This window comes from Flavobacterium sp. MEB061, assembly GCF_000834715.1.
GTDB classification, from domain to species: Bacteria; Bacteroidota; Bacteroidia; order Flavobacteriales; family Flavobacteriaceae; genus Flavobacterium; species Flavobacterium pectinovorum.
This window is the reverse complement of the sequence record NZ_JXQR01000074.1, coordinates 309,610-331,441: the sequence shown is the minus strand read 5'-3', so window position 1 is coordinate 331,441 and position 21,832 is coordinate 309,610. Positions and strand designations below refer to the sequence as shown.

The 21,832-nt window shown below is 32.3% G+C and carries 30 protein-coding genes; 26 read left to right on the top strand and 4 right to left on the bottom strand.

The window, feature by feature from the left end:
• Positions 1–105 precede the first annotated feature (105 nt).
• The 11 genes from RT99_RS22560 to RT99_RS22510 all read left to right on the top strand — a co-directional run bounded on the left by RT99_RS22560 (position 106) and on the right by RT99_RS22510 (position 8,616).
• A complete protein-coding gene (locus RT99_RS22560) occupies positions 106–1,056 on the top strand; it encodes an isopenicillin N synthase family oxygenase (protein WP_042566982.1) in 951 nt (316 codons plus the stop codon).
• Between the two features lie 102 nt (positions 1,057–1,158).
• Positions 1,159–1,491 (top strand): translation initiation factor, encoded by a 333-nt coding sequence (locus tag RT99_RS22555; protein ID WP_042566981.1) that lies wholly within the window; start codon positions 1,159–1,161, stop codon positions 1,489–1,491.
• 232 nt (positions 1,492–1,723) lie between these two features.
• Positions 1,724–2,593 (top strand): nucleoside phosphorylase, encoded by an 870-nt coding sequence (locus RT99_RS22550; protein WP_042566980.1) that lies wholly within the window; start codon positions 1,724–1,726, stop codon positions 2,591–2,593.
• 11 nt (positions 2,594–2,604) lie between these two features.
• Complete coding sequence (locus RT99_RS22545) at positions 2,605–3,045, top strand: DinB family protein (RefSeq protein ID WP_052483771.1); 441 nt, start codon at positions 2,605–2,607, stop codon at positions 3,043–3,045.
• 98 nt (positions 3,046–3,143) lie between these two features.
• On the top strand, positions 3,144–3,617 hold the full coding sequence (locus tag RT99_RS22540) for a DUF4265 domain-containing protein (RefSeq protein WP_042566979.1): 474 nt from the start codon (positions 3,144–3,146) through the stop codon (positions 3,615–3,617).
• A gap of 59 nt (positions 3,618–3,676) precedes the next feature.
• Entirely contained in the window at positions 3,677–4,528 is an 852-nt protein-coding gene (locus tag RT99_RS22535) for a substrate-binding domain-containing protein (RefSeq protein ID WP_042567220.1), read from the top strand.
• An 18-nt stretch (positions 4,529–4,546) separates the two neighbouring features.
• A complete protein-coding gene (locus RT99_RS22530) occupies positions 4,547–5,479 on the top strand; it encodes a transglutaminase family protein (protein WP_042566978.1) in 933 nt (310 codons plus the stop codon).
• A gap of 190 nt (positions 5,480–5,669) precedes the next feature.
• Positions 5,670–6,035 (top strand): hypothetical protein, encoded by a 366-nt coding sequence (locus RT99_RS22525; protein WP_042566977.1) that lies wholly within the window; start codon positions 5,670–5,672, stop codon positions 6,033–6,035.
• Between the two features lie 221 nt (positions 6,036–6,256).
• A complete protein-coding gene (locus RT99_RS22520; protein ID WP_052483770.1) occupies positions 6,257–6,685 on the top strand; it encodes a GNAT family N-acetyltransferase in 429 nt (142 codons plus the stop codon).
• A 74-nt stretch (positions 6,686–6,759) separates the two neighbouring features.
• Positions 6,760–7,398, top strand: a complete 639-nt coding sequence (locus RT99_RS22515) for a YdeI family protein (protein ID WP_242607244.1) — start codon at positions 6,760–6,762, stop codon at positions 7,396–7,398.
• A 69-nt stretch (positions 7,399–7,467) separates the two neighbouring features.
• Entirely contained in the window at positions 7,468–8,616 is a 1,149-nt protein-coding gene (locus RT99_RS22510) for a Gfo/Idh/MocA family protein (RefSeq protein WP_042566976.1), read from the top strand.
• A 143-nt stretch (positions 8,617–8,759) separates the two neighbouring features.
• Here RT99_RS22510 and RT99_RS22505 read toward each other — a convergent pair whose 3' ends face one another.
• Positions 8,760–8,960 (bottom strand): hypothetical protein, encoded by a 201-nt coding sequence (locus tag RT99_RS22505; protein WP_042566975.1) that lies wholly within the window; start codon positions 8,958–8,960, stop codon positions 8,760–8,762.
• 35 nt (positions 8,961–8,995) lie between these two features.
• Complete coding sequence (locus tag RT99_RS22500; RefSeq protein WP_042566974.1) at positions 8,996–9,190, bottom strand: hypothetical protein; 195 nt, start codon at positions 9,188–9,190, stop codon at positions 8,996–8,998.
• Positions 9,191–9,277: 87 nt separating this feature from the next.
• Between RT99_RS22500 and RT99_RS22495 the strand changes: the two genes are divergently transcribed.
• The 8 genes from RT99_RS22495 to RT99_RS22460 all read left to right on the top strand — a co-directional run bounded on the left by RT99_RS22495 (position 9,278) and on the right by RT99_RS22460 (position 13,763).
• Complete coding sequence (locus RT99_RS22495) at positions 9,278–9,979, top strand: S24 family peptidase (RefSeq protein WP_042566973.1); 702 nt, start codon at positions 9,278–9,280, stop codon at positions 9,977–9,979.
• Positions 9,980–10,104: 125 nt separating this feature from the next.
• On the top strand, positions 10,105–10,428 hold the full coding sequence (locus RT99_RS22490) for a helix-turn-helix transcriptional regulator (RefSeq protein WP_042566972.1): 324 nt from the start codon (positions 10,105–10,107) through the stop codon (positions 10,426–10,428).
• A 6-nt stretch (positions 10,429–10,434) separates the two neighbouring features.
• Entirely contained in the window at positions 10,435–10,902 is a 468-nt protein-coding gene (locus RT99_RS22485) for an SRPBCC domain-containing protein (RefSeq protein WP_042566971.1), read from the top strand.
• Positions 10,903–11,022: 120 nt separating this feature from the next.
• The gene (locus RT99_RS22480; RefSeq protein ID WP_042566970.1) at positions 11,023–11,400 is read left to right on the top strand and encodes a DoxX family protein; all 378 of its coding nucleotides are present in this window, start codon (positions 11,023–11,025) and stop codon (positions 11,398–11,400) included.
• A 15-nt stretch (positions 11,401–11,415) separates the two neighbouring features.
• Complete coding sequence (locus tag RT99_RS22475) at positions 11,416–11,994, top strand: YdeI family protein (RefSeq protein ID WP_042566969.1); 579 nt, start codon at positions 11,416–11,418, stop codon at positions 11,992–11,994.
• A gap of 29 nt (positions 11,995–12,023) precedes the next feature.
• The gene (locus RT99_RS22470; RefSeq protein WP_042566968.1) at positions 12,024–12,689 is read left to right on the top strand and encodes a DNA alkylation repair protein; all 666 of its coding nucleotides are present in this window, start codon (positions 12,024–12,026) and stop codon (positions 12,687–12,689) included.
• A gap of 46 nt (positions 12,690–12,735) precedes the next feature.
• Positions 12,736–13,194, top strand: a complete 459-nt coding sequence (locus tag RT99_RS22465) for an SRPBCC domain-containing protein (RefSeq protein WP_042566967.1) — start codon at positions 12,736–12,738, stop codon at positions 13,192–13,194.
• Between the two features lie 11 nt (positions 13,195–13,205).
• Positions 13,206–13,763, top strand: a complete 558-nt coding sequence (locus tag RT99_RS22460) for a DUF4256 domain-containing protein (RefSeq protein WP_042566966.1) — start codon at positions 13,206–13,208, stop codon at positions 13,761–13,763.
• A 45-nt stretch (positions 13,764–13,808) separates the two neighbouring features.
• Here RT99_RS22460 and RT99_RS22455 read toward each other — a convergent pair whose 3' ends face one another.
• Positions 13,809–14,243 carry a PepSY-like domain-containing protein gene (locus tag RT99_RS22455; protein ID WP_042566965.1) on the bottom strand — a complete coding sequence of 145 codons (435 nt, stop codon included), beginning with the start codon at positions 14,241–14,243 and terminating at the stop codon, positions 13,809–13,811.
• A 274-nt stretch (positions 14,244–14,517) separates the two neighbouring features.
• Between RT99_RS22455 and RT99_RS22450 the strand changes: the two genes are divergently transcribed.
• From RT99_RS22450 to RT99_RS22420, 7 genes are all read left to right on the top strand, one after another.
• Positions 14,518–15,087: a Crp/Fnr family transcriptional regulator gene (locus RT99_RS22450; protein ID WP_042566964.1), complete on the top strand. Its 570-nt coding sequence runs from the start codon at positions 14,518–14,520 to the stop codon at positions 15,085–15,087.
• Positions 15,088–15,165: 78 nt separating this feature from the next.
• A complete protein-coding gene (locus tag RT99_RS22445; protein WP_042566963.1) occupies positions 15,166–15,903 on the top strand; it encodes an SDR family NAD(P)-dependent oxidoreductase in 738 nt (245 codons plus the stop codon).
• Positions 15,904–16,036: 133 nt separating this feature from the next.
• Complete coding sequence (locus tag RT99_RS22440; RefSeq protein ID WP_042566962.1) at positions 16,037–16,438, top strand: VOC family protein; 402 nt, start codon at positions 16,037–16,039, stop codon at positions 16,436–16,438.
• Between the two features lie 213 nt (positions 16,439–16,651).
• Positions 16,652–17,743 (top strand): acyltransferase, encoded by a 1,092-nt coding sequence (locus RT99_RS22435; RefSeq protein WP_042566961.1) that lies wholly within the window; start codon positions 16,652–16,654, stop codon positions 17,741–17,743.
• A gap of 150 nt (positions 17,744–17,893) precedes the next feature.
• Positions 17,894–18,643: an SDR family oxidoreductase gene (locus RT99_RS22430; protein ID WP_042566960.1), complete on the top strand. Its 750-nt coding sequence runs from the start codon at positions 17,894–17,896 to the stop codon at positions 18,641–18,643.
• A gap of 47 nt (positions 18,644–18,690) precedes the next feature.
• Positions 18,691–19,608: an AraC family transcriptional regulator gene (locus RT99_RS22425; RefSeq protein ID WP_042566959.1), complete on the top strand. Its 918-nt coding sequence runs from the start codon at positions 18,691–18,693 to the stop codon at positions 19,606–19,608.
• Positions 19,609–19,750: 142 nt separating this feature from the next.
• Positions 19,751–20,464: a hypothetical protein gene (locus RT99_RS22420; protein ID WP_042566958.1), complete on the top strand. Its 714-nt coding sequence runs from the start codon at positions 19,751–19,753 to the stop codon at positions 20,462–20,464.
• Between the two features lie 95 nt (positions 20,465–20,559).
• Here the strand turns inward: RT99_RS22420 and RT99_RS22415 are convergent, their stop codons facing one another.
• Complete coding sequence (locus RT99_RS22415) at positions 20,560–21,729, bottom strand: PQQ-binding-like beta-propeller repeat protein (protein WP_042566957.1); 1,170 nt, start codon at positions 21,727–21,729, stop codon at positions 20,560–20,562.
• Positions 21,730–21,832: the final 103 nt, after the last annotated feature.

Genomic DNA, 21,832 nt, shown 5'->3' with positions numbered 1-21,832 from the left:
TTCAATTTTATATTAATTTTTAAAATTCAAATCTAAAATATTATCTACCTTTGTTATTGTAAGGAATTACCGTTCCTTATTCTTTTTAAATAAAAAATGTAAAGTATGCAAAACATTCCTAGTGTAGACTTACGTGATTTCCTTTCGGACGACCCGAAACGTAAACAAAAATTTGTAAATGAAATCGGCAGTGCATTTGAAAACATTGGCTTCGTAGCCCTAAAAGGTCATTTCTTAGATGATCAGTTGGTAGACGAACTTTATGGCGAGATTAGAAAATTTTTCGCTTTGCCAATAGAAACTAAGCATAATTATGAAATTCCCGGAATAGGCGGACAAAGAGGTTATGTTTCTTTTGGAAAAGAACATGCTAAAGGACGTAAAGAGGGAGATTTAAAAGAGTTTTGGCATTTTGGGCAGTATGTTGATGCAGCTTCAAAATATGCTGCAGAATACCCTGACAATGTTGAAGTTAAAGAGTTACCACGTTTTAATGCTGTTGGTAAAGAGGCCTATCAAATGCTTGAAAAAACAGGCGTTTATGTATTAAGAGCCCTTGCTCTGCATTTAGGTTTAGATGAGTTTTATTTTGATCAATATGCAAAAGAAGGAAACTCTATTTTAAGACCAATACATTATCCACCAATTACTTCTGAGCCAGAAAACGCAATTCGTGCAGCAGCTCACGGAGATATTAACCTGATTACGCTTTTAATGGGAGCGCAGGGAAAAGGATTACAGGTTCAAAATCATGATGGCGAATGGATTGACGCCATTGCACAAGATGATGAATTAGTAATTAATGTGGGTGATATGTTGTCAAGACATACCAATAATAAATTAAAATCAACGATACATCAAGTAGTTAACCCGCCAAGAGAATTATGGGGAACTTCTCGTTATTCTATCCCGTTTTTTATGCATCCCGTAAGCGATATGCGTCTGGATTGTTTAGAGAATTGTATTGATGCAGAGAACCCTAAGAAATTTGAGGATATCACTGCAGGAGATTATTTATACGAACGTTTAGTTGACTTAGGTTTAATTAAAAAATAACATTTTTAAATCTCAATTTTTAAATTCCAAATTCCAAAAATAGTAATCTATTGGAATTTGGAATTTAATTTTTAAAAACTATAATTTGGAATTTAATAAAGTATGGACTTACAAGACCAATTAAAAAATTTATTTCCGGATCACGTACAATCAAATGAACCTGAAGAAGTTCAGCAGGAAGATCATGTTCTTTACGTTCAGAAAGAACCTATGATTTGTAAATTTGAAAAACGAAAAGGAAAAGCAACTACCATAATTGAAGGCTACGAAGGAAGCGATGAAGATTTTAAAATCCTGGCCAAGGAAATTAAAACAAAGCTTAGCGTAGGCGGAACTTTTAAAGACGATTCAATCATCATTCAAGGCGATTATCGGGATAAAATTATGGCAATTTTAAAAGAAAAAGGATTTAAAACAAAAAGAGTTGGGGGATAAAATTAAATTCCATTTTTTTTAAATCCCAAATTCCAATAATTTAAGCGTGAAAATTTAACCGCAAAGTTCGCTAGGAATATTTCTAAGCTTTGTAAAAAGGCAAAGATCGCAAAGCTTTGTCATGAATATTTAGATTTTTAAAAATTGGAATTTGGAATTTGAAAATTGAAAATTGGTATTTTAGAAAAAACCTAGAACCTTAGCCACTCAGAACCTTAGTACCTCAAAAAAAATGATAAAATCATCAGAATTAATACTTAATCCAGACGGAAGCGTTTATCACTTAAACCTTCTTCCTGAACATATTGCACACGATATAATATTTGTTGGAGACCAAAACAGAGTAGAAAAAATTACTCAGTTTTTTGATTCGATTGAATATTCAACCCAAAAAAGAGAATTTAAAACCCAAACGGGAATTTATAAAGGAAAAAGAATCTCAGTAATGTCAACAGGAATCGGCCCTGACAATATTGATATTGTTTTAAACGAATTGGATGCTTTGGTAAACATCGATTTAAAAACGCGTTTGCCAAAAGAAAATCTAACTTCTTTAAATATCATCAGAATTGGAACTTCGGGTTCGCTGCAGGCTGATATTCCGGTGGATAGTTTTGTAATGTCAAAATTCGCACTTGGATTAGACAACATGCTTCGCTCCTATTTAATTGATGATGTTTCAAACATTGCTCTTGAAGATGCTTTTGTAACGCATACCAATTGGGACATTCGCAAAGGAAAACCATATGCGATTGCCTGTTCAGAAAAACTGGAAAAAGTAATTGAATCTGATAAAATTTTTAAAGGAATTACAGCAACTGCCGGAGGATTTTACGGTCCGCAAGGACGTGTTTTACGTTTGAATATTCAGGACGAAGAATTAAATAATAAAATGGATAATTTTACTTTTAATGAGGAAAGAATCACTAATTTAGAGATGGAAACTGCGGCTATTTACGGACTTTCGGCTCTTTTAGGTCATAATGCTTTGTCATTGAATGCTATTATTGCCAATCGTGCGTCGGGAACTTTTAGTGAAGATCCGTATAAAGCTGTTGACGAGCTAATTACTTATACATTAAACAAATTAGCTCAGAAATAATTAGATAATTTATGGAAGAAGCTATTTCTAGATTTGAGAAATTATTGGACGAAAATGCACCTTATTTTCCAACAATTGATCGGGGTATTTTAGAAGAAAAAAAAACCGGAAAATGGTCTAAAAAAGAAATATTAGGGCATTTGGTTGATTCTGCAATTCATAATTTGGTTCGTTTTACAGAGATTAATTATGTAGAAAAACCTTATCGTCACAGGCCATATAATCAGATAGATTTAGTAAATTTAAATCAATATCAAATAATGGATATTCATGATTTAACAGAGCTCTGGCTTTCAATAAACAAACAAATTCTAAGACTTATGAAATCTGTAGATGAAAAGGCTTTAGATTATAAAATTATCCTAAGTGATGAATCTGTAATTGATCTAAGGTTTTTAATGACAGATTATGTCGATCATTTAGAGCATCATATCAGGCAATTACGATCTTAAAATTAGAGAATTAGAAAATTAGATAATGCTTGAATTTTTGAATTATCTAATTTTCTAATTGACACATTTTCTAATTATAAACGGTTACAACATTAATAATGACAGAAACACATAAAAAAATACTATTCAAATATTACAGCACTTACTTAGAAGAAATTGTTTCAGAAACCATGTGGGCTGAAATTATTGATTCTGAAAAAGGGTATTACAAACTGGATAACATTCCGTTTTTTGGACCTTTGATTGCAACAGATGATATTTTTCGTGCTGAATATGATGAGGATGAAAAATGTTTTATCCATAAAGAAACTATAGAAAATTCAGGAAATTCAATTATTCAGATTTTAATTTTACAAGAAGGTTTTGACAAAGAAATCATCAGAGAGAAATTAAAAACGATTAATTGTGTTTCAGAAGCTTTAAACGATACGTTTCTGGCTGCGGAAATTGTAAAAAGTGTAGATTATTCTATTGTAAAAAGCCTTTTGGATGAATACGAATCGCTTTCGGTAATAGAATACGCAGAACCTTGTATATCAGAGAAACACAGAGCAGATTTAATGAAAAACTAATAAACGACAAACAAACTTATAATACGCATACCAAACAACTTAACTTAAACTTAAACCTAATGAAAACTGTAAAAATTGTAGGTGTTCCTGAACACTTCAATTTGCCATGGCGTATATGCATCGAAAATGGCGAATTTGAAGCTGAAAACATTGATTTGCAATGGACAAATATTCCCGAAGGAACCGGTAAAATGTGTCAGATGCTTCGTGACGGAGAGGCTGATATTGCGGTTATTTTAACAGAAGGAATTGTAAAAGACATTATTGCAGGAAACCCAAGCAAAATTGTTCAGATCTATGTGCAATCGCCTTTAATTTGGGGGATTCACGTTGGCGCAAAATCTGATTTCCACACTATAAAAGATCTTGAAAATAAAAAAGTTGCTATTTCCAGAAAAGGTTCCGGATCAGAATTAATGGCGTATGTAAATGCCAATAATCAAGGCTGGGAAACCGATAACTTACAATTTGAAATCGTAAATACTATTGATGGTGCTGTTGAAGCTTTGACAAACGGAACTGCCGATTATTTTATGTGGGAACATTTTATGACAAAACCTCTTGTAGATCAGGGAGTTTTTAGACGTGTTGGTGACTGCCCTACTCCATGGCCTTCTTTTGTAATTACGGTTCGTGACGAATTTTTGAAGAAAAATTCAAAAGCGGTCGAAAAAATTCTGGAAGTAATTAATAAAACTACACACGATTTTGCGCAGATTCCGGATATTGATAAAACTCTGGCCGAACTTTTTAACCAACAACTTGAAGATATTCAGGAATGGTTAAAGCTAACACAATGGTCGCAAAAACATTTAAATGAAAAAGCATTCGATAAAATTCAAAATCAATTATTTGATCTCGGAATTATTGATAAAAAAAGTACTTTTGTTGAAACTGTAAAAGCGCTGTAAATACTGCTTTTGATTCTTATGATAAAATTTCCTAAAATTGACTTTCCGCAATTAAAATCCAAATTACAGGTGAAATCACCCTGGGACAGGATTATTATTAGCGTTTTGAGTCTTTTGATAACGATACCCATTTTTATCATTCTGCATCAAAACCTGATCGAGTTAGAATGGGCCTTTAATCTGGATCGCGTTTTTATGTTTTTGTTTGTTTTTGCTGCAGTATTTTTTCTTTTGATGTATTTGCGAACAATTATAATTGCCTGTATTGCAATATATTTATTAGTATTGGTTTATGGTTCGATAATAGGAAATTACGGTTTTAATGAGATTTCAGAAGATTATAACTCCATGATTTATACAATGTCAGACAATCCGTATCCTCAGGATATTATTGTCGCAAAACTACTTCCATTTCCAAACAAATCATTGATTATTAGTGCTATAGAATATCAAAATCCGAAAGTTCGAAACTTTGCCATTATGGCTACTACAAAGCATTTTAAAGGCATAAGAGGCTATTCTGATTATAGAACAACGATTCAGTGCTTTGCTGTTTTTAAAGAAATAAACAGCCGCTGGAATTACGTAAACGACCCAAAAGAAGGCGATTATATTGCAACGGCCAGCGAATCGTTAGAATATTTTTCGGGAGATTGTGATGATCATTCTATTTTGATGGCGGCGGCGATTCGGTCAATTGGCGGAACTCCAAGATTAATACATACCAAAGGACATATTTACCCTGAAATACTAATTGGTTCTTCGATCGATTTAGAAAAGGTCAATTATTTGATAAAAAATGTACTTTTCCCCAAAGAAAGTTACAAGCAAAAACTACATTACCATATCGATGAGCGTGGCCAGGTTTGGCTAAATCTTGATTATACTGCCAAATACCCGGGCGGACCATTTATGTATGAGGAAATTTTGGGAGCTTTAACGCTTAATTAAGGCGCTAAGGTTCTAAGAGGATAAGTTGCTAAGTTTATTTGTAGATTCGATCTGCGAGCCTTTTTTTGATTATATGATTTTGTTAATTGTAAGTTTAATCTTTTGATTGTTTTTGTAAATATTTGATTTTTAGATTTTTAATTGAAATTATTTTTGTAATTTCATATTATCTAACTTTAATCACAAAATCATGAAAAAATCTAACTTATTTATCTTTGGGATTGCATTATTAACTATCATAATGGTTTCATGCAAAGGGCGAAACAAACTGGTAAATTCCTGGAAAATTACCGCTGTTGAAGCAAAAATGCCTCTTTCTGATTCTCTGAAAAATGTAATTTTAACTAACGGAACTTTAACGTTTACAAAAGACGGGCATGTGACGGGGTTTTTACAGGGAGAAATAAATAATGGTACTTACGCACTAACAAATGGAGGTAAAAAACTCGTAATTAAAGACGAAACCGGAACCCCATATCCTTGTGAAAGTATTATTACAGATGATAAATTGATTTTGGACAGTAAAGAAATGAAATTAACACTGGACAAAATTTAAGCAAAAGAAATACTTTACTAAACCATACAAAATCTTCTTAACATCATTGTGTTAAGGAGATTTTTTTTAAAATAGCTTTTAAAATATTCTTTGTTATCTGCACCAATAAAAATTTCGATACTTCAAATTTCTAGAGACGGAATGTAATAATGATTTAATGTATTTGTAAATTATCGAATTGAAAAAAAGAGTAATTTGTTGCCTTAAATAATTAACGACAAATGATTCAAATTTTTGAAAAGAACAAAAATCATATTCCCGATTTAAAAAGAATATTTCTTGAAGTTCGTCAAAAAACATTTTATTGGCTAGAGGATATTATCGAGTACAATCTTGATGATTTTGACCGTGAAACTGCAGGAGAATTTGTTTTAGTTGCTGTATTAAATAATAAAGCCGTTGGATTTATTTCGTTATGGCTTCCCGATAATTTCGTTCATCATTTATATATTGATGAAGAACATCAGCATAAAAATATTGGAACAATTTTGCTCAACGAAGCCATTAAAACTATGAATTCGCCTGTTACATTAAAATGCCTGATACAAAATACCAAAGCCGTCGAGTTTTATAAAAAGAAAGGATTTATCGAGAAAGAAAAAGGTTTTTCTAATCATGGCGAATATATTTTGTTTCTGCTTGAAAAATAAAAGCAGGATTAGTTTTTACTGTTGACATAGGGTTGTCATTCAGCCCTTTTAGTTTTGTAGTATAACTTTTAAAAATGATAAAATCAATCAATTACCAAATTACGATTAATCACAATGCGATAAATAAAAACAAAATGGAACAGAATGATTTAGAAACTTTTTGTCCGGCCAGCCAAAAAGACTGGAGAGAATGGCTGATTGAAAACCATAACTCAAAACAATCTATTTGGCTAGTTTGTTATAAAAAACAAGCCAATAAACCCACGATTAACTGGAGCGATGCCGTAGACGTAGCGCTTTGTTTTGGCTGGATTGACAGCACTAGAAAATCTATCGGGAATGATACTTTTATCCAGTTTTTTACCCGAAGAAAACCCAATAGCGCATGGTCTAAAATAAATAAAGCAAAAGTAGAACGCCTTATTAAAGACGGATTAATGCAGAAAGCGGGCTACGAAAGCATTGAAAGAGCAAAAGAAAATGGTTCGTGTAATATTCTTGATGAAGTTGAAGAATTAACGATTCCTGAAGAACTGGAAATCGCATTTGAAGAAAATCCGGGTTCAAAAGATTTTTTTATGAGTTTAAGCAAATCAGTAAAAAAAATGATTTTACAATGGGTCACTGTCGCTAAAAGACCCGAAACCAAACAAAACAGGGTTAATGAAGTTGCAACGCTTGCTGCTAAAAATTTAAAACCCAAACAGTTCTAAAGATTATTATGTAACATTTTATGAAATTAGTTACTAATACTAAAATGTTTCACTAAAACAGTAATTTTTATGGAAAAAATATCAAGACGTTCTTTTGTGAATAAATTTGGCGTTGGCGTTGGAGCTTCAGTTGTGTTGACTACGCTTCCCTCCTTTTTAGAATTGCCTGGAAATCAGCAGGAAATTTATACAGGCAAAAAAATTAACATAGCCCTTTGCGGATTAGGAATTTACGCTGGTCTGCTGGCTCAGGGAATTCAGGTTTCTGAATATTGCACTCTTGCAGGAATTGTTACCGGAACACCTTCTAAGGCTGAAAAATGGAAAAAACAATATAATATTCCTGAAAAGAACATTTACAACTATCAAAATTTTGATGAAATAATTAATAACAAAGATATTGATTTGGTGTATGTTGTTTTACCAAATGGTTTGCATAAAGAATTTGTTATTCGTGCTGCAAAAGCCGGTAAACATGTCATAACCGAAAAACCAATGGCGGTAACTGTAAAAGATTGCGACGAAATGATCAAAGCCTGTAATGATGCAAATGTTCAACTAGCCATGGGTTATCGCTTGCATTATGAGCCTTATCATTTAGAAATTAAACGATTAGGACAAAATAAGATATTCGGACAAGTTCGTTTTATTGAAGCTTCACTGGGGTATAAAACTTACGATACAATTAGTAAAGTTAAAGTAGATAAAAAAGACCGCAACGAATGGCGATTGACAAAAGCACTTGGTGGCGGCCCATTGATGGATTTGGGAATTTACTGTATTCAAAGTGCGCGTTATGTTCTGGGCGAAGAACCAATTGCTGTAACAGCCCAATTTGGAACTGTAAATGATAAAGACAGATTTTCTGAAACTGAAGAAAGCATCAGCTGGCAAATGGAATTTCCGAGTGGCGCGGTTGCCAATTGTAATACTTCCTGCGGTTTTTATGTAGACAGATTTTACGCTTCTGCAGATGAAGGTTTCTTCGAAATGAGTCCTGCGCTTAGTTATGGTCCGTTTGTAGGGAAAACTTCAGAAAAAGAATTAAAATTTCCTGTAATAAACCAACAAAAAACGCAGTTGGATGGAATCTGTAAGGTATTAGCAGAAAATAAAAAATTACCGGATCATATTACGGGCGAAGAAGGCAAGAAAGACATCAAAGTCATTAATGCGATATATAAAGCTGCCCAGGAAGGAAAGAAAATATTTTTATAATTCCCAGAAATAGAATAATAAAGAAATAATTGTAGCTAAAAATAAATAACCTCCAGAGTAATCAGTTCTGGAGGTTAAAGAATGGGCGCAAATAAAAATAAATAAGGAAAACACCCATTCGACAAAAATGAACCAACTAAAAATTAATGGATCTTATGAGCTTCACCATTAAAGCCTTCCTTATCAGAGTTTCCCCATGATTTTGCAAACTTTTTAAAAGCTTCTTTTTCTGTTCTTGAAAGTTCGCATTGACATTGCCAATTACCGAATTGATCTTTATAGACTAGTTTTTCGTTAATCTCGTATTTTTCCTGATGTTCTATTTCTTTTATTTCAACAATCATTTTACTGCGATTTATAGTTTTGGCTTATAATAGAATTACATTGTTTTTAAAAGCTCTGTAATAGCAATTTCCATTTTTTTATAATCTTTTCTAATTTTATCAGTCATTTCACTTTTTCGGTCGCCTGAAAGACTCATTGTGATAAATCTTTTTGATATACCATATTTTTCTTTGATACGATTAAGGATTTCTTTATTGTAAGTATTTTTCTTTTTCGTTTCTTTGTCCATTGCTTTGTTTGTTCCCGTTGTAAGAACAAATATATAGACAATTGTTTATTAAAGCAAATAAAAAAGTAAACTATTTCCTATATTTTTATGAAAGCCATTGAAAGATTTTATCAATACCTTGAATATAAAGGTATTAAACCAACTAGATTTGAAAAAGATTGCGGACTCTCTAATGGTTATTTAGGGACGCAATTAAAACGAAACGGCACCTTGGGTGAAGATGTTCTCAATAAAATAATAGACAATTGTCGAGATATTAACCCTGTTTGGCTACTTTCAGGGCAAGAAACTATGCTCAAAAACATACCTTATGAAACAAATTCTGATATAAATTTTGTAAGTGAAGAGCCTGCAGAATACAATAAACAGCTCGTTCCGCTTTATGATATAAAAACGTTATCATCTGCCGAAGCATTATTTAAAGACACTAATAAAGAAACACCACTTGGGCATATAACAATTCCGAACCTGCCAAAATGCGATGGCGCAATTTATGCCAGCAGCGACAGTATGTATCCCCTTCTAAAATCGGGCGATATAATTTTGTATAAAAAAATTGCAGCCACAATCGAAAACATTTATTGGGGCGAAATGTATCTTGTTTCTTTAATAAATGATGATCAGGATGAATTTATAATGCTAAAATGGATTCATAAATCTGAAAAAGGAGATGAATTCATTACCCTTTCTTCAGAAAATAAGCATCATCAGCCAAAGGATTTCAACATTACTGCTATTAAAGGCCTGGCATTGGTAAAAGCCAGTATTAGAATAAATGAGGTCTATTGATTTATTTAAACTTATAGTTTTCATGTAGTTAAACAAACGAGTTTAAAGATTTTTTTAAACATTTTAAGTAAAATATTTTGCGCAGTCAAATAACTGCATTATATTTGCAGTCAAATAACTGCACAATGGAAATCCGAAGAGATGTATTTCAGGCAATTGCCGATCCCACACGTAGGGCAATATTAAGTCTGGTCGCCATACAAGCAATGACGCCGGGCGCTATTGCCGAGAACTTTGAATCGTCAAGACAAACGATTTCAAAACACATTCAGATATTAAGTGAATGCGAATTGTTAAGCCAGACGCAAACAGGCCGGGAAATTTATTATCATTTAAATCCTGAAAAAATGAAAGAAATAGACCAATTTATTGAACCATTCCGCAAAATGTGGGACGACCGATTTAATAAACTCGAAGCTATCATGAAAAACTACCAACCTAAAAAGTAGCATAGTATGGAACAAAAAACAAAAATTGCAGCAGAAGATGACAAACAGGAATTAATAATTACCAGAGAATTTGATTTGTCTTTGGAATTACTTTTTAAAGCTTATGAAGAACCGGAAATTGTGGCACAATGGATGGGAACAAAAGTAATTAAACTGGAAAATAAAAAACATGGCGGTTATCAGTTTGAAACTTCTGATCCCAACGGAAATGTGGTTTTTAAAGCAAATGGAACCATTCATGAGTTTAGTGTAAACGAAAGAATTATTAGAACTTTTGAAATGGAAAACTCTCCTTTTGCAGTTCAGCTTGAATTTTTAGAATTCGAAAAAATTACAGAACAAACTAGTAAACTTACTATGCAAATTGTTTACAAAAGTATAGAATTGAGAAATCAAATGTTGAAATTACCATTTGCACAAGGATTAAATATGGCACATAACCGTTTGCAGGAAGTGGTGAACAAATTAAAATAAAGGGTAATTATTTGACATTTAAAGTTTTAAATTATTTTTTAAGTTAATTTAAAACCTCCATTCACATTTGTAAATTTTGATGTTTAAAACAGTAAACTTAACCGATTAAAATAAAATATTATGACAAAAAGAAATAAAATTATCTATTGGATTACAACAATTTGGCTTGCTCTGGGAATGACATCAACAGGAATTGTACAAATAATAAAATTAAAAGAAGAAGTTGATATGATGACACATTTGGGTTATCCGCTTTATTTTTTGACGCTTCTTGGTGTGTGGAAAATTTTGGGTATTATTGCAATTCTAATTCCTAAATTTCCGTTATTGAAAGAATGGACTTATGCAGGTTTCTTTTTTGCAATGTCGGGTGCTATTTTTTCTCATTTATCTGTAGGCGATGATGCTATTGCACTTTTTGGACCAACATTATTAATTGTTTTGACAATAATATCCTGGTATTTCAGACCTGCAGACAGAAAAGTTATTTCGGCTTAATTTAAAACAGTTAAAATGAATCCTAAAGTTGATTTTTATTTTGATCAGGAAAAAAAATGGCAAAAAGAACAAGAACAATTAAGAGAAATTGTTCTTGAATGCGGTCTTGCAGAAGAATTAAAATGGGGCGTTCCCTGTTATATGCATCAAAAAAGCAATATTGTTTTAATTCATTCCTTTAAAGAATATTGTGCGCTTTTGTTTTTTAAAGGAGCGTTGTTGAAAGATACAGACGATATTTTAATTCAGCAATCTGCAAACGTTCAGGCAGCACGCCAAATCAGATTTACAAATCTGCAGGAAATAATAGATTTAAAATCAGTTCTTAAAACTTACATTTTTGAAGCTGTTGAAATTGAAAAAGCAGGTTTGAAAGTGAATTTGAAAAAGACAGCAGAATTTCCGGTTTCTGACGAATTTCAGCAGAAATTAGATGAAAACCCAGACTTAAAAAAAGCTTTTGAAGCTTTAACTCCCGGCAGACAAAGAGCTTATTTACTTCATTTTTCACAGCCTAAACAAGCAAAAACCAGAGAATCAAGAGTAGAAAAATACATACCTGCAATTTTTGAAGGAAAAGGATTAAATGATTAATATTTCTTACTTTTAATCAAAAAAAGAATATGAAAATTCAGGAAATACTTGAGCAGCTTAAAATGCTGAGCAACGAAAAAATGATTGCTCATAATAAAAAGTTTGGTGCCGGCGATAATCAGTTTGGTGTTAAAATGGGTGATATTCGCGCATTGGCAAAAAAAATAAAAACCAATCATGAACTTGCTCTCGAACTTTGGGATACTGAAAATGTTGATGCCCGATTTTTGGCAACTTTGCTTATTGATCCAAAAAAAATAGCAAAAGAAGAGATAAACAGACTGGTAAAATCTGAAAAATTCGCACATGTTGCCGATTGGCTCTATACGAATGTTATAAAACCATATCCGGATAATGAAGCGTTAAGAGTCGAATGGATGCAGACTAAAGATATCATGCAGGCCCGCGCAGGATGGAGTCTTACGAGTGGAGCTGTGGTTAGAAATCCTGATGTTCTGGACTTGCCTGCCCTTCTCGACCGCATAGAATCTGAAATGCCAAAAGCGGCTCCCGAAGTACAATGGACGATGAACAATACTTTGGCAAATATCGGAATCAACCATCCGCAATATCGGGAACGTGCGCTTAGTATTGGTGAAAAATTAGGTATTTATAAAGATTATCCTGTTTCTAAAGGTTGTACTTCGCCTTTTGCACCTATTTGGATAAACGAAATGGTGAGCAGACAAAAGTAAAAATCGTCCACTCGCCTATTTATCATAACTTTTAAGGAAAAGTAAAATGGAAAAAACGAATCATGCAGAAAATAAAGAACTCCGAAGTACAAAAATATTTAATGCTCCGGCAGATATAGTTTGGGAAGTCTGGACAAATCCTGAACATATAACAAATTGGTGGGGACCAAATGGTTTTACCAATACGATTCATAAAATGGATTTTGAAGAAAATGGCGAATGGAATTTAACTATGCATGGCCCGGACGGTACTAATTATCCAAACAGAAGTATTTTTAAAGAAATCATTCCGTTTAAGAAAATTGTTTTTGAACATTTCAATCCGCATTTTATCACAACCGTTTTATTTAAATCTAAAAGCAAGGAAACCTTACTAGACTGGTCGCTTTTGTTTGATTCTGAAGAAATGCATGACATTATCGTAAAAGCGCATAAAGCTGATGAAGGGCAAAAACAAAATTTAGAAAAACTGGAAAAATATTTAGCAGAAATGCTTAATAAATAAAATATAACATCATGAAAAACAAACTATCAGAGACAGCAACTGAAGAATTACTTAAACTGCTTAAAAAACGTTTTGAAGATAATATGAACCGCCATCAAGATTTGGTTTGGGATAAAATTCAATTAAAATTAGAAGCAAATCCTGAAAAATTGTGGTCACTTGACGAAATGGAAAGAACTGAAGGAGAACCGGATGTTGTGGGGTATGATAAAAAAACAGACGAATACATTTTTTATGATTGTTCAGCAGAAAGTCCCAAAGGCCGCAGAAGCCTTTGTTACGATCATGAAGCTCTCGAAAAAAGAAAGGAAAACAAGCCCAACGACAGCGCATTAAATATGGCCGAAAATATGGGAATAGAACTTTTGACCGAAGAACAATATCGCGAACTGCAAAAACTTGGAAAGTTTGATACTAAAACATCAAGCTGGATTGTTACGCCTTCAAACATTAGAAAATTGGGCGGGGCTTTATTTTCAGATTTTCGTTATGATACTGTTTTTGTGTATCATAATGGTGCAGAATCGTATTATGCAGCCAGAGGATTTCGTGGCTCTTTGAGAGTTTAAAAAACAAAACGGCTTCATTAAACATGAAGCCGTTTTTATAATGATCTAATCTTTTTTATCCTTTAGAATTTTACCTTCTTTCGTAAATTCCAAATCAATTTTATTGGTTAAATCGACATCCAGATCTTTGTGACCATAATCTATGTGCGTAATTTTTTCGTTTGGATGATTTTTTGCCACATAATCTTTTACAGCTTGCGGAATAAAATCGGTTGGAATTGGTTTATCGTCTCCATCAACTTCACGATATGAACCATCTTTCCAGAACTCTACCTCTGTTCCGTCTTTTAGTTTTACTTCGTAGCCTTTTTCGCCGTGTTCAGCATCTTTTTTAGCGATATCAACAGTTGTATTGTTAAAATGCTTTTTTAGAAACTCTTGTGCCGGTTGTGGCAGTTCAGAAACTTCTATTTTCTTTTGGGCGTTTGCCGATATTATAAAGCCAAATAATGATACGGCCAATATGATTTTATTTTTCATGATTTGTGTGTTAAAATTATAGTAATCACTAATTTACGATAAGAAAAAATGCATTCAAATCACTTTAAGAAATTTTTAGATTTTTTTTTTAACGATTATTTATTCCGATTTCCTGCAAGGTTTTCAAAACCTTGTAGGTATTTGAATTTCGATCATATTATTTTGCAGTTCTAAAATTATACCTATAAGGTTTTGAAAACCTTGCAGGATTAAAAAACCTATTTTTTTTACCAAATGACAAATTCAGAAAAAATAACTTTGATTATCTTGCAGTATGAAAGAATTTATAGATTATATATTGCAGTTTGGCACATTAAATCAACAGCAGATTGATTTAATTTTAAAGAAAATCACAACCTTAGAACTTCAAAAAGACGACTATTTTTCTGAAGCCGGAAAGATTTCCAATCAGGTTGGTTTTGTTTTAGATGGAATTGTTCGGGTTTGCTATTACAATAACAAAGGCGAAGAAATTACCAAATATTTCATTGACGAGAATAATCTTGTAGTCGATTTAGAAAGTTTTGAAACCGAAACCCCTTCATCTGCCTACGTTCAGGCCGTAAATGATTGCAAAATTCTTGTCTTTTCAAGAAAGGACTGGAGAGAACTTTCGGATACTATTGTGGGCTGGGATGCGATTGTACACAAACTTATTTCGAAAGCATTACGACAAAAAGTAGAAAGACGAAGCCCGCTAATATCTGAAGATGCTACAACGCGTTATTTAATGTTTTTAGAAATTTATCCTAATATCGTAAATCGTGTTCCGCTTTCGTATGTTGCTTCGTATCTTGGAATTACACAATCTTCGTTAAGCCGAATTAGAAAAAACATACGTTAAATTTGCTTTTTGCCATTTGGCAAATGATTCTATTTTTAAACGATTGAAATTTGCCTTATTAATTTTAAAATAAGAAAAATGAAAACAGCATTAATTACAGGAGCCAATAGAAGCATCGGATTAGAAATGACCAAACAACTTTCAAAAAAAGGATTATTTGTTTATTTAGGATCCCGCGACCTGGCAAAAGGGAAAGCAGTTGTAGCCGAATTAAATCAAAACGGATTTGAAAACATCAAAGCCATCGAAATTGATGTTACAAAACCGGAATCGATTTTAGCTGCTCAAAAAATAGTTGAAAACGAGAAAGGAAAACTGGACATTTTAATAAACAATGCAGGAATTAGCGGCGAGTTTCCTCAAAGTGCTTTAGATACTTCTATAAATGATATTCAGAATGTGTTTGATACCAACTTTTTTGGAGTAATAAGTGTTACGCAGGCATTTTTAGAATTGCTGAAAAAATCAGAAAGTCCAAGAATCAGCAATATCACTTCGGGGCTTGGATCATTGACTTTACATAGCGATCCTAATTGGAAATATTACAATTTTAAAGCCACGAGTTATATTACTTCAAAAGCCGCTTTAAACGCTTACACCATTACATTGGCTTACGAACTAAAGGATTTGCCGTTTAAAGTTAATGCAATTGACCCAGGTTATACGGCGACAGATTTTAACCATCATTCTGGTCCCGGAACTGTAGAAAGTGCAGCAACTTTTATCATCAAACACACTTTGACAGATGAAAATGCGCCAACAGGGAAATTTTTCAGCAATGATATTGAGGATAGTTCAGAAATGAGTCCGTGGTAAAAAATAGCTCTATTGTTTTAAATAAGAAAAACTTCATTATTTTTAATGGAGTTTTTTTGTGGGCTGATGTCTGCGAATTAATTTTATGTTTTATAAGTTTTACATTTTCAATTGAATATAAAATCAGATAAATATGGAAGATAAAAATAATCAAACAGACACGACACCAAAAGTAACCGGAATTGGAGGTATTTTCTTTTTTACAGAAAACCCAAAAGAAACCAGAGAATGGTATGCGCAAAATTTAGGACTTGACGTTAATGATTGGGGTTCGACCTTTGAGTCCAGAAACTTTAATAATCCTGACGTGATAGATTCTCTCCAGTGGAGTCCTTTCAAAAAAGATGATGCATATTTTTCTCCATCAAAAAAAGAATTTATGATTAATTACCGTGTTCAGAATATTGAAGGTCTTGTAGCTAAACTTAAGCAAAATGGTGTCACTGTTTTGGATGATATTGCAAGTTATGATTACGGAAAATTTGTTCATATTATGGACGCTGAAGGCAACAAAATAGAGCTTTGGGAACCTTGAATTACAAAAATTGAAGCTCCATTAGAAATAATGGAGCTTTTTTTATTCTTTAAACCAGCTTTTTAATGACTTTTTTTTTAGAATTGGAAATCATACATTTAATTGAATTATCTATTCGAATTTTGATATGATTATTAATTTATATAATTTGCGACTGCTTCAAATCTGGCACTATCGCCTTATTTCACTTAATCTGAAAGGATATATAAAAGAATGAATTCCAATAATACCTCCGCAGCAATTCTGCCAACAAAACAACATTTTGAAATTCTTGACGGATTAAGAGGTATTGCCGCTTTTGCTGTTGTACTATTTCATTTTATGGAATGGATTTACACTGATCCCAGTAAAAACTTTATCGGACATGGTTTTCTGGCTGTGGATTTTTTCTTTTGTCTTTCCGGTTTTGTAATTGGATATGCTTATGACGATCGTATAGCAAAAATGGGACTTCGTAAGTTCTTTATTTCAAGAATCATCAGACTGCATCCATTGGTTGTAGCAGGATCAATTTTAGGATTGCTGGCTTTTTTGTTTGATCCTTTTGGAGGTCATCCTGAATTGTACAGCAACGGAAAAATTATTTTGACATTTATTTGCTCATTATTCATGATTCCATTACCGATAATAGCCGATCGTGGTTTTAATCTTTTTAGTTTTAATGCTCCTGCATGGTCATTATTTTGGGAATATATTGCTAATATTGTTTACGCGTTTGTGCTTTATCGAATAAGCCGTAATTATTTGCTGTTGCTAACAATAATAGCTGCTATTGCTATTTGTTATGTAAGTTATAGCTCCGGTAATTTGTTAGGCGGCTGGAGCGGCCCTACTTTTTGGGACGGCTGTGCCAGGATATCTTATTCTTTTTTAGCTGGATTACTTATTTATCGTTCTAATTGGATCATCAAAAATAAACTTGGATTTACGGGATTGTCAATATTATTATTGCTGGCTTTTATAATGCCATTTTCAAGCTGGAACTGGTTATCTGAGCCTTTAGTTGTCCTGTTTTATTTTCCTTTACTCATAGCTTTAGGTGCAGGAGCAACATTATCTCCTAAATTTAAAAAGATTTGTGTGTTTTCAGGGAATATCTCCTACCCTTTGTACATGACGCATTACGCCGCTTTATGGATGTTTGGCAATTATTACACAAATTATAAACCTGATCATACACAACTTACACTAATTGTTATTTCCGGACTTATTTTGTTGGTTGGATTTGCTTATTTGGTAATGACAATTTATGATATTCCCGTAAGGAAATATTTAAATGAAAAGTTTGTCAAACGAAAAGTTTAAAATATTTAAAAATACATTTTGCGAAAAACTCCATTAGAAATAGTGGAGTTTTTTTGTTTCTTACCAATTCAACTACAAGATTCTCCAATCTAACTACATAAGACAAAAAACGGCAACCGAATTTTGTACTTCATTATAAAAAGAAAAAAAATGAATAGTGCAGAAAAAAAATTGAGCGGTAAAGTTGTCGTTATTACCGGAGCAAGCAGTGGAATTGGTAAAGCGATTGCATTGAAACTTGCAGAAAATGGTGCCAATGTTGTATTGGGCGCCCGAAGAAATGAAAAGCTTTCGGCATTAGCAAATCAAATAAAAAAGGCAAATGGAAAAGTAGAATATGCTGTAACTGATGTTAAGAAAAAACAAGATTTAATTAATCTGGTTCAAACCGCAATCACTGCCTATGGCAAATTGGATGTAATAATAAATAATGCCGGTATTAGCGAACTTAGCCGAATTGATGATTTGGATATTGAAGGCTGGGATGAAATGATTGATGTAAATATTAAAGGTGTTTTATATGGAATTGCCGCTGCTGTTCCGTTTTTTAAACAGCAAAAATCCGGACATATTATCAATATAATCTCCACTTCGGGAATAAAAATTGTACCAATGCAAGGTGTTTATGCAGGAACTAAAAATGCAATACGCACTATTGCAGAAGCATTTAGACAAGAGTCGAATGGAGAAATACGCATTACAGGAATTTCTCCCGGAGTGGTGAATACAGAATTTGTAGATAACATTAAAAACGACACAATGAAATCTGTAGTAAAAGAAAACATGAAAAAAATGGCAATTAGTCCGGATGCAATTGCAAATGCTGTTTTATACGCTATTGAACAGCCTTTGGATGTTGAAATTGGAGATATTGTTATTCGTCCTTCGGTACAAAATTAGCTTTCGCTAGTGTATATTAAAGTATTATTGTAAATTTATTTTTTAAGATGAAACAAGATAATTCAAACATACAAACTTTTAAAAGTATCTCTCAGTTGCTGTCTTATCTTCAACTGCCGGGACCAATGCACCCTCTTGTTGCTCTGGTCAATTATGATGATGTAGTGTTGAGTTCGTTTGAAAAAAATCAAAAGATTTGTCTGGATTTTTATAAAATTTCATTCAAAACCAATTTTAAAGGACAAATAAAGTACGGACACGGATATTATGATTTTGAAGAAGGAGGTTTAGCATTTTTAAAACCAAACCAAATTGTAGTTTCTTCAGAAAATTTAGAAAGCTACGAAGGATATTCATTATACTTTCACCCCGATTTTATTAGAAATTACCCTTTAGGCACGGCTATAAATCAATATGGTTTTTTTTCGTATGCAGTTTCAGAAGGATTATTTTTATCTGCAAAAGAAAAGAAAATCATTCGAAATTTATTCAATACAATAGCAGACGAATTAGAGAATAGTATTGATCAATTCAGTCAGGATGTTCTGGTTTCTCAAATAGAATTATTATTAAATTACAGTAATCGTTTTTACAATCGGCAATTCATTACCCGAAAAACAGTGAATCACGAAATTGTAAATGCTTTGGATAATCTTTTGCAGGAATATTTTATAAAAGAAAGCAGTTTAGAAAAAGGTTTGCCATCTGTACAATTTGTTAGTAATCATCTCAATTTATCGCCTCGTTATTTAAGCGACATGCTGCGCTCGCTCACAGGTCAAAACACGCAACAATACATTCAAAATAAGTTAATCGAGCAATCTAAAGATTTACTTAGCTCAACTTCATTGTCTGTAACAGAGATTGCCTACAAACTAGGTTTTGAACATCCACAATCATTCAGCAAACTTTTCAAGATAAAAACAAACCAATCTCCTTTACAATTTAGACAGTCCTTTAACTGAAATATTTTAAATATAAAACTTTTGCCAATTGAGAAAATACCAGAAAAACAAGAAGATACTCCAGTTGAAACTAACCTATATAATAGTAATAACTTTTCTTTTTAATTGCAGTAATCTTCTTTACTCACAAAGAAAACATGTAATGGAAAGAAAAGAAAATGATGTTACTATTAGCGAATATATAAAAACAGGAAAATATATTTTAAAAGATAGTAATGGACAAGTTTTATTGCAAGATTTAAGAGGCATGCGAAACTTAGGTGGCGGATATCAGGCGATTAACTCAAATAATGAATTAATTTACTTTTCTATAAATAAAGGCACTATAGAGTTAAAATCAGATGTTAATGAAATTAAATATATTGATTTTACTTGTGGCACAGTTCCTAATTATCAAGTCTCTGTAAAAGAAACTTTAAATCACTTTGAAATTATATTAAAGACTGATAATGCTATGGTTAACCAAGAAGATACAGTGGACATAATAGGTCAAATATCAAAAAATGATGCAGATGATTGTTTCTTTATAAATTATGAAAAAGTATTTTCTTACGAGAATTATCCGGAAACAAATAGACTTTTAAATATTAAAAATGAGAATGCGAATTCTGTTATATTCAAGAAAAATAATCTTTATGGAATTTTTCAAAAAACAGAAGCAATATACAGTGAAATAAAAATTGTTAATCTTATTACTAAAATCAAGAAAGACAATTTATATTCCTATTACGAAATAAATAACACTCCAAAATACAAGGAATTAGGTAATTTTGTGGGTGTATATGCGCGATTTGAATTGCCTAATGGCAAAAAAGGATACTTGACAGGATCCGGTTATGAGTATATGGATGAATAATACTGTCCTAAATTTGTAATTCACAGTTTCTTAAGTCTGTGAAAACAACCAAAATATAAAAAAATAAGCCGTCTAATGGACAGCTTATTTGTATGTTATCGAATTATTTTTAGATAGGCACTATAAGGGTCATCTTTAATAGTAGTTCGCAGATAAACTTCGTTTTCGTCCTTTGTTTTTAAGTCAAATTGAATTAAAGCTGCATCCGAATAATAAAACAGGGAATCATCAACAGGAAATTCAAAGTTTGAAATAGGATTGGTTGTTAATTTTGCTTCGGATGCAATTTCCCCGTTTGATAAATCTATCTGAAAAAGTTTTTTCTTGCGGGTATATCCCCAAAGATTATCACTTTCCTCAGTAATGTACTCAACATTGTCACCTTTAAAATCAGTTTTCCATAACTGCGTTCCTGTTTTTGAATCAACAGCATATATAGAAGAAACCTCCTCGCCTTGTGCTGCCAAATATATTTTTTTGTCTTTGCAAACTATACGTTCTTTGACACTGTGTTGGTTTTCATCCAATTTAAATTCCCATAAAATATCAAGTTTATCAGGACTTAAGGCAAAAAGGGTATTTTTTTCGTTTGCGATAAATATATTTTCACCGTCTGTTACAGGTTTTCCGTAAATAGCTTCCTGAAAGGTTTTTTGATTAAGAAGTTTTCCTGTATTTGCATCAAAACTGTAGAAACTAGTTCCGCTTTGCGTAAAAATTTTATTGTCAAAAAAGAGAACCGGAATATCATTATTAGGAGAATCTAACTTGTAATTCCAGATTAAACTGCCATTTTTTATATTAAGAGCATAAATGTTATTATTTTGAGCCGTTATATAAAGCTTTCCATTATTTATTGTTGGAATTTGATTTTTTAGTACAATTTGATCTGTAATAGTACCTATTCTTGTTTTCCAAAAAACATCACCGCTTTGATTATCCACTGCAAAAATCTCACCATTAATAAACGGAATATAAACAACTCCATCTTGCAGTGTTATTTTATTAGCGCACATTTCAGTATAAGCATCTGTTGCTTTTACAGTCCAGTTGATACGTTCGGCTTCTAAATCAAATGATATAAGAGAGCCGTCGTAATCATAAATTAGGATTGATGTTTCGTCTAATGGAACTTTTGTAATCGGATTTATGACTTTATTAGTAACCACATCATTAGGTTTTTCAGGTGCTGAGATGGTTGGCGTTTGCCCAAATATATTTATAAGACTAAATACAAATAAAAGAGTTATTAGTGTTTTTTTCATTTTAAAATTTGGCGTTTATGATTTGATTTCTTTCTCAGCAATAAATTTGCCAAATAAATAATATCTCTGTCAAATGTAGTAAAAAAAATATTATAGCATTTTA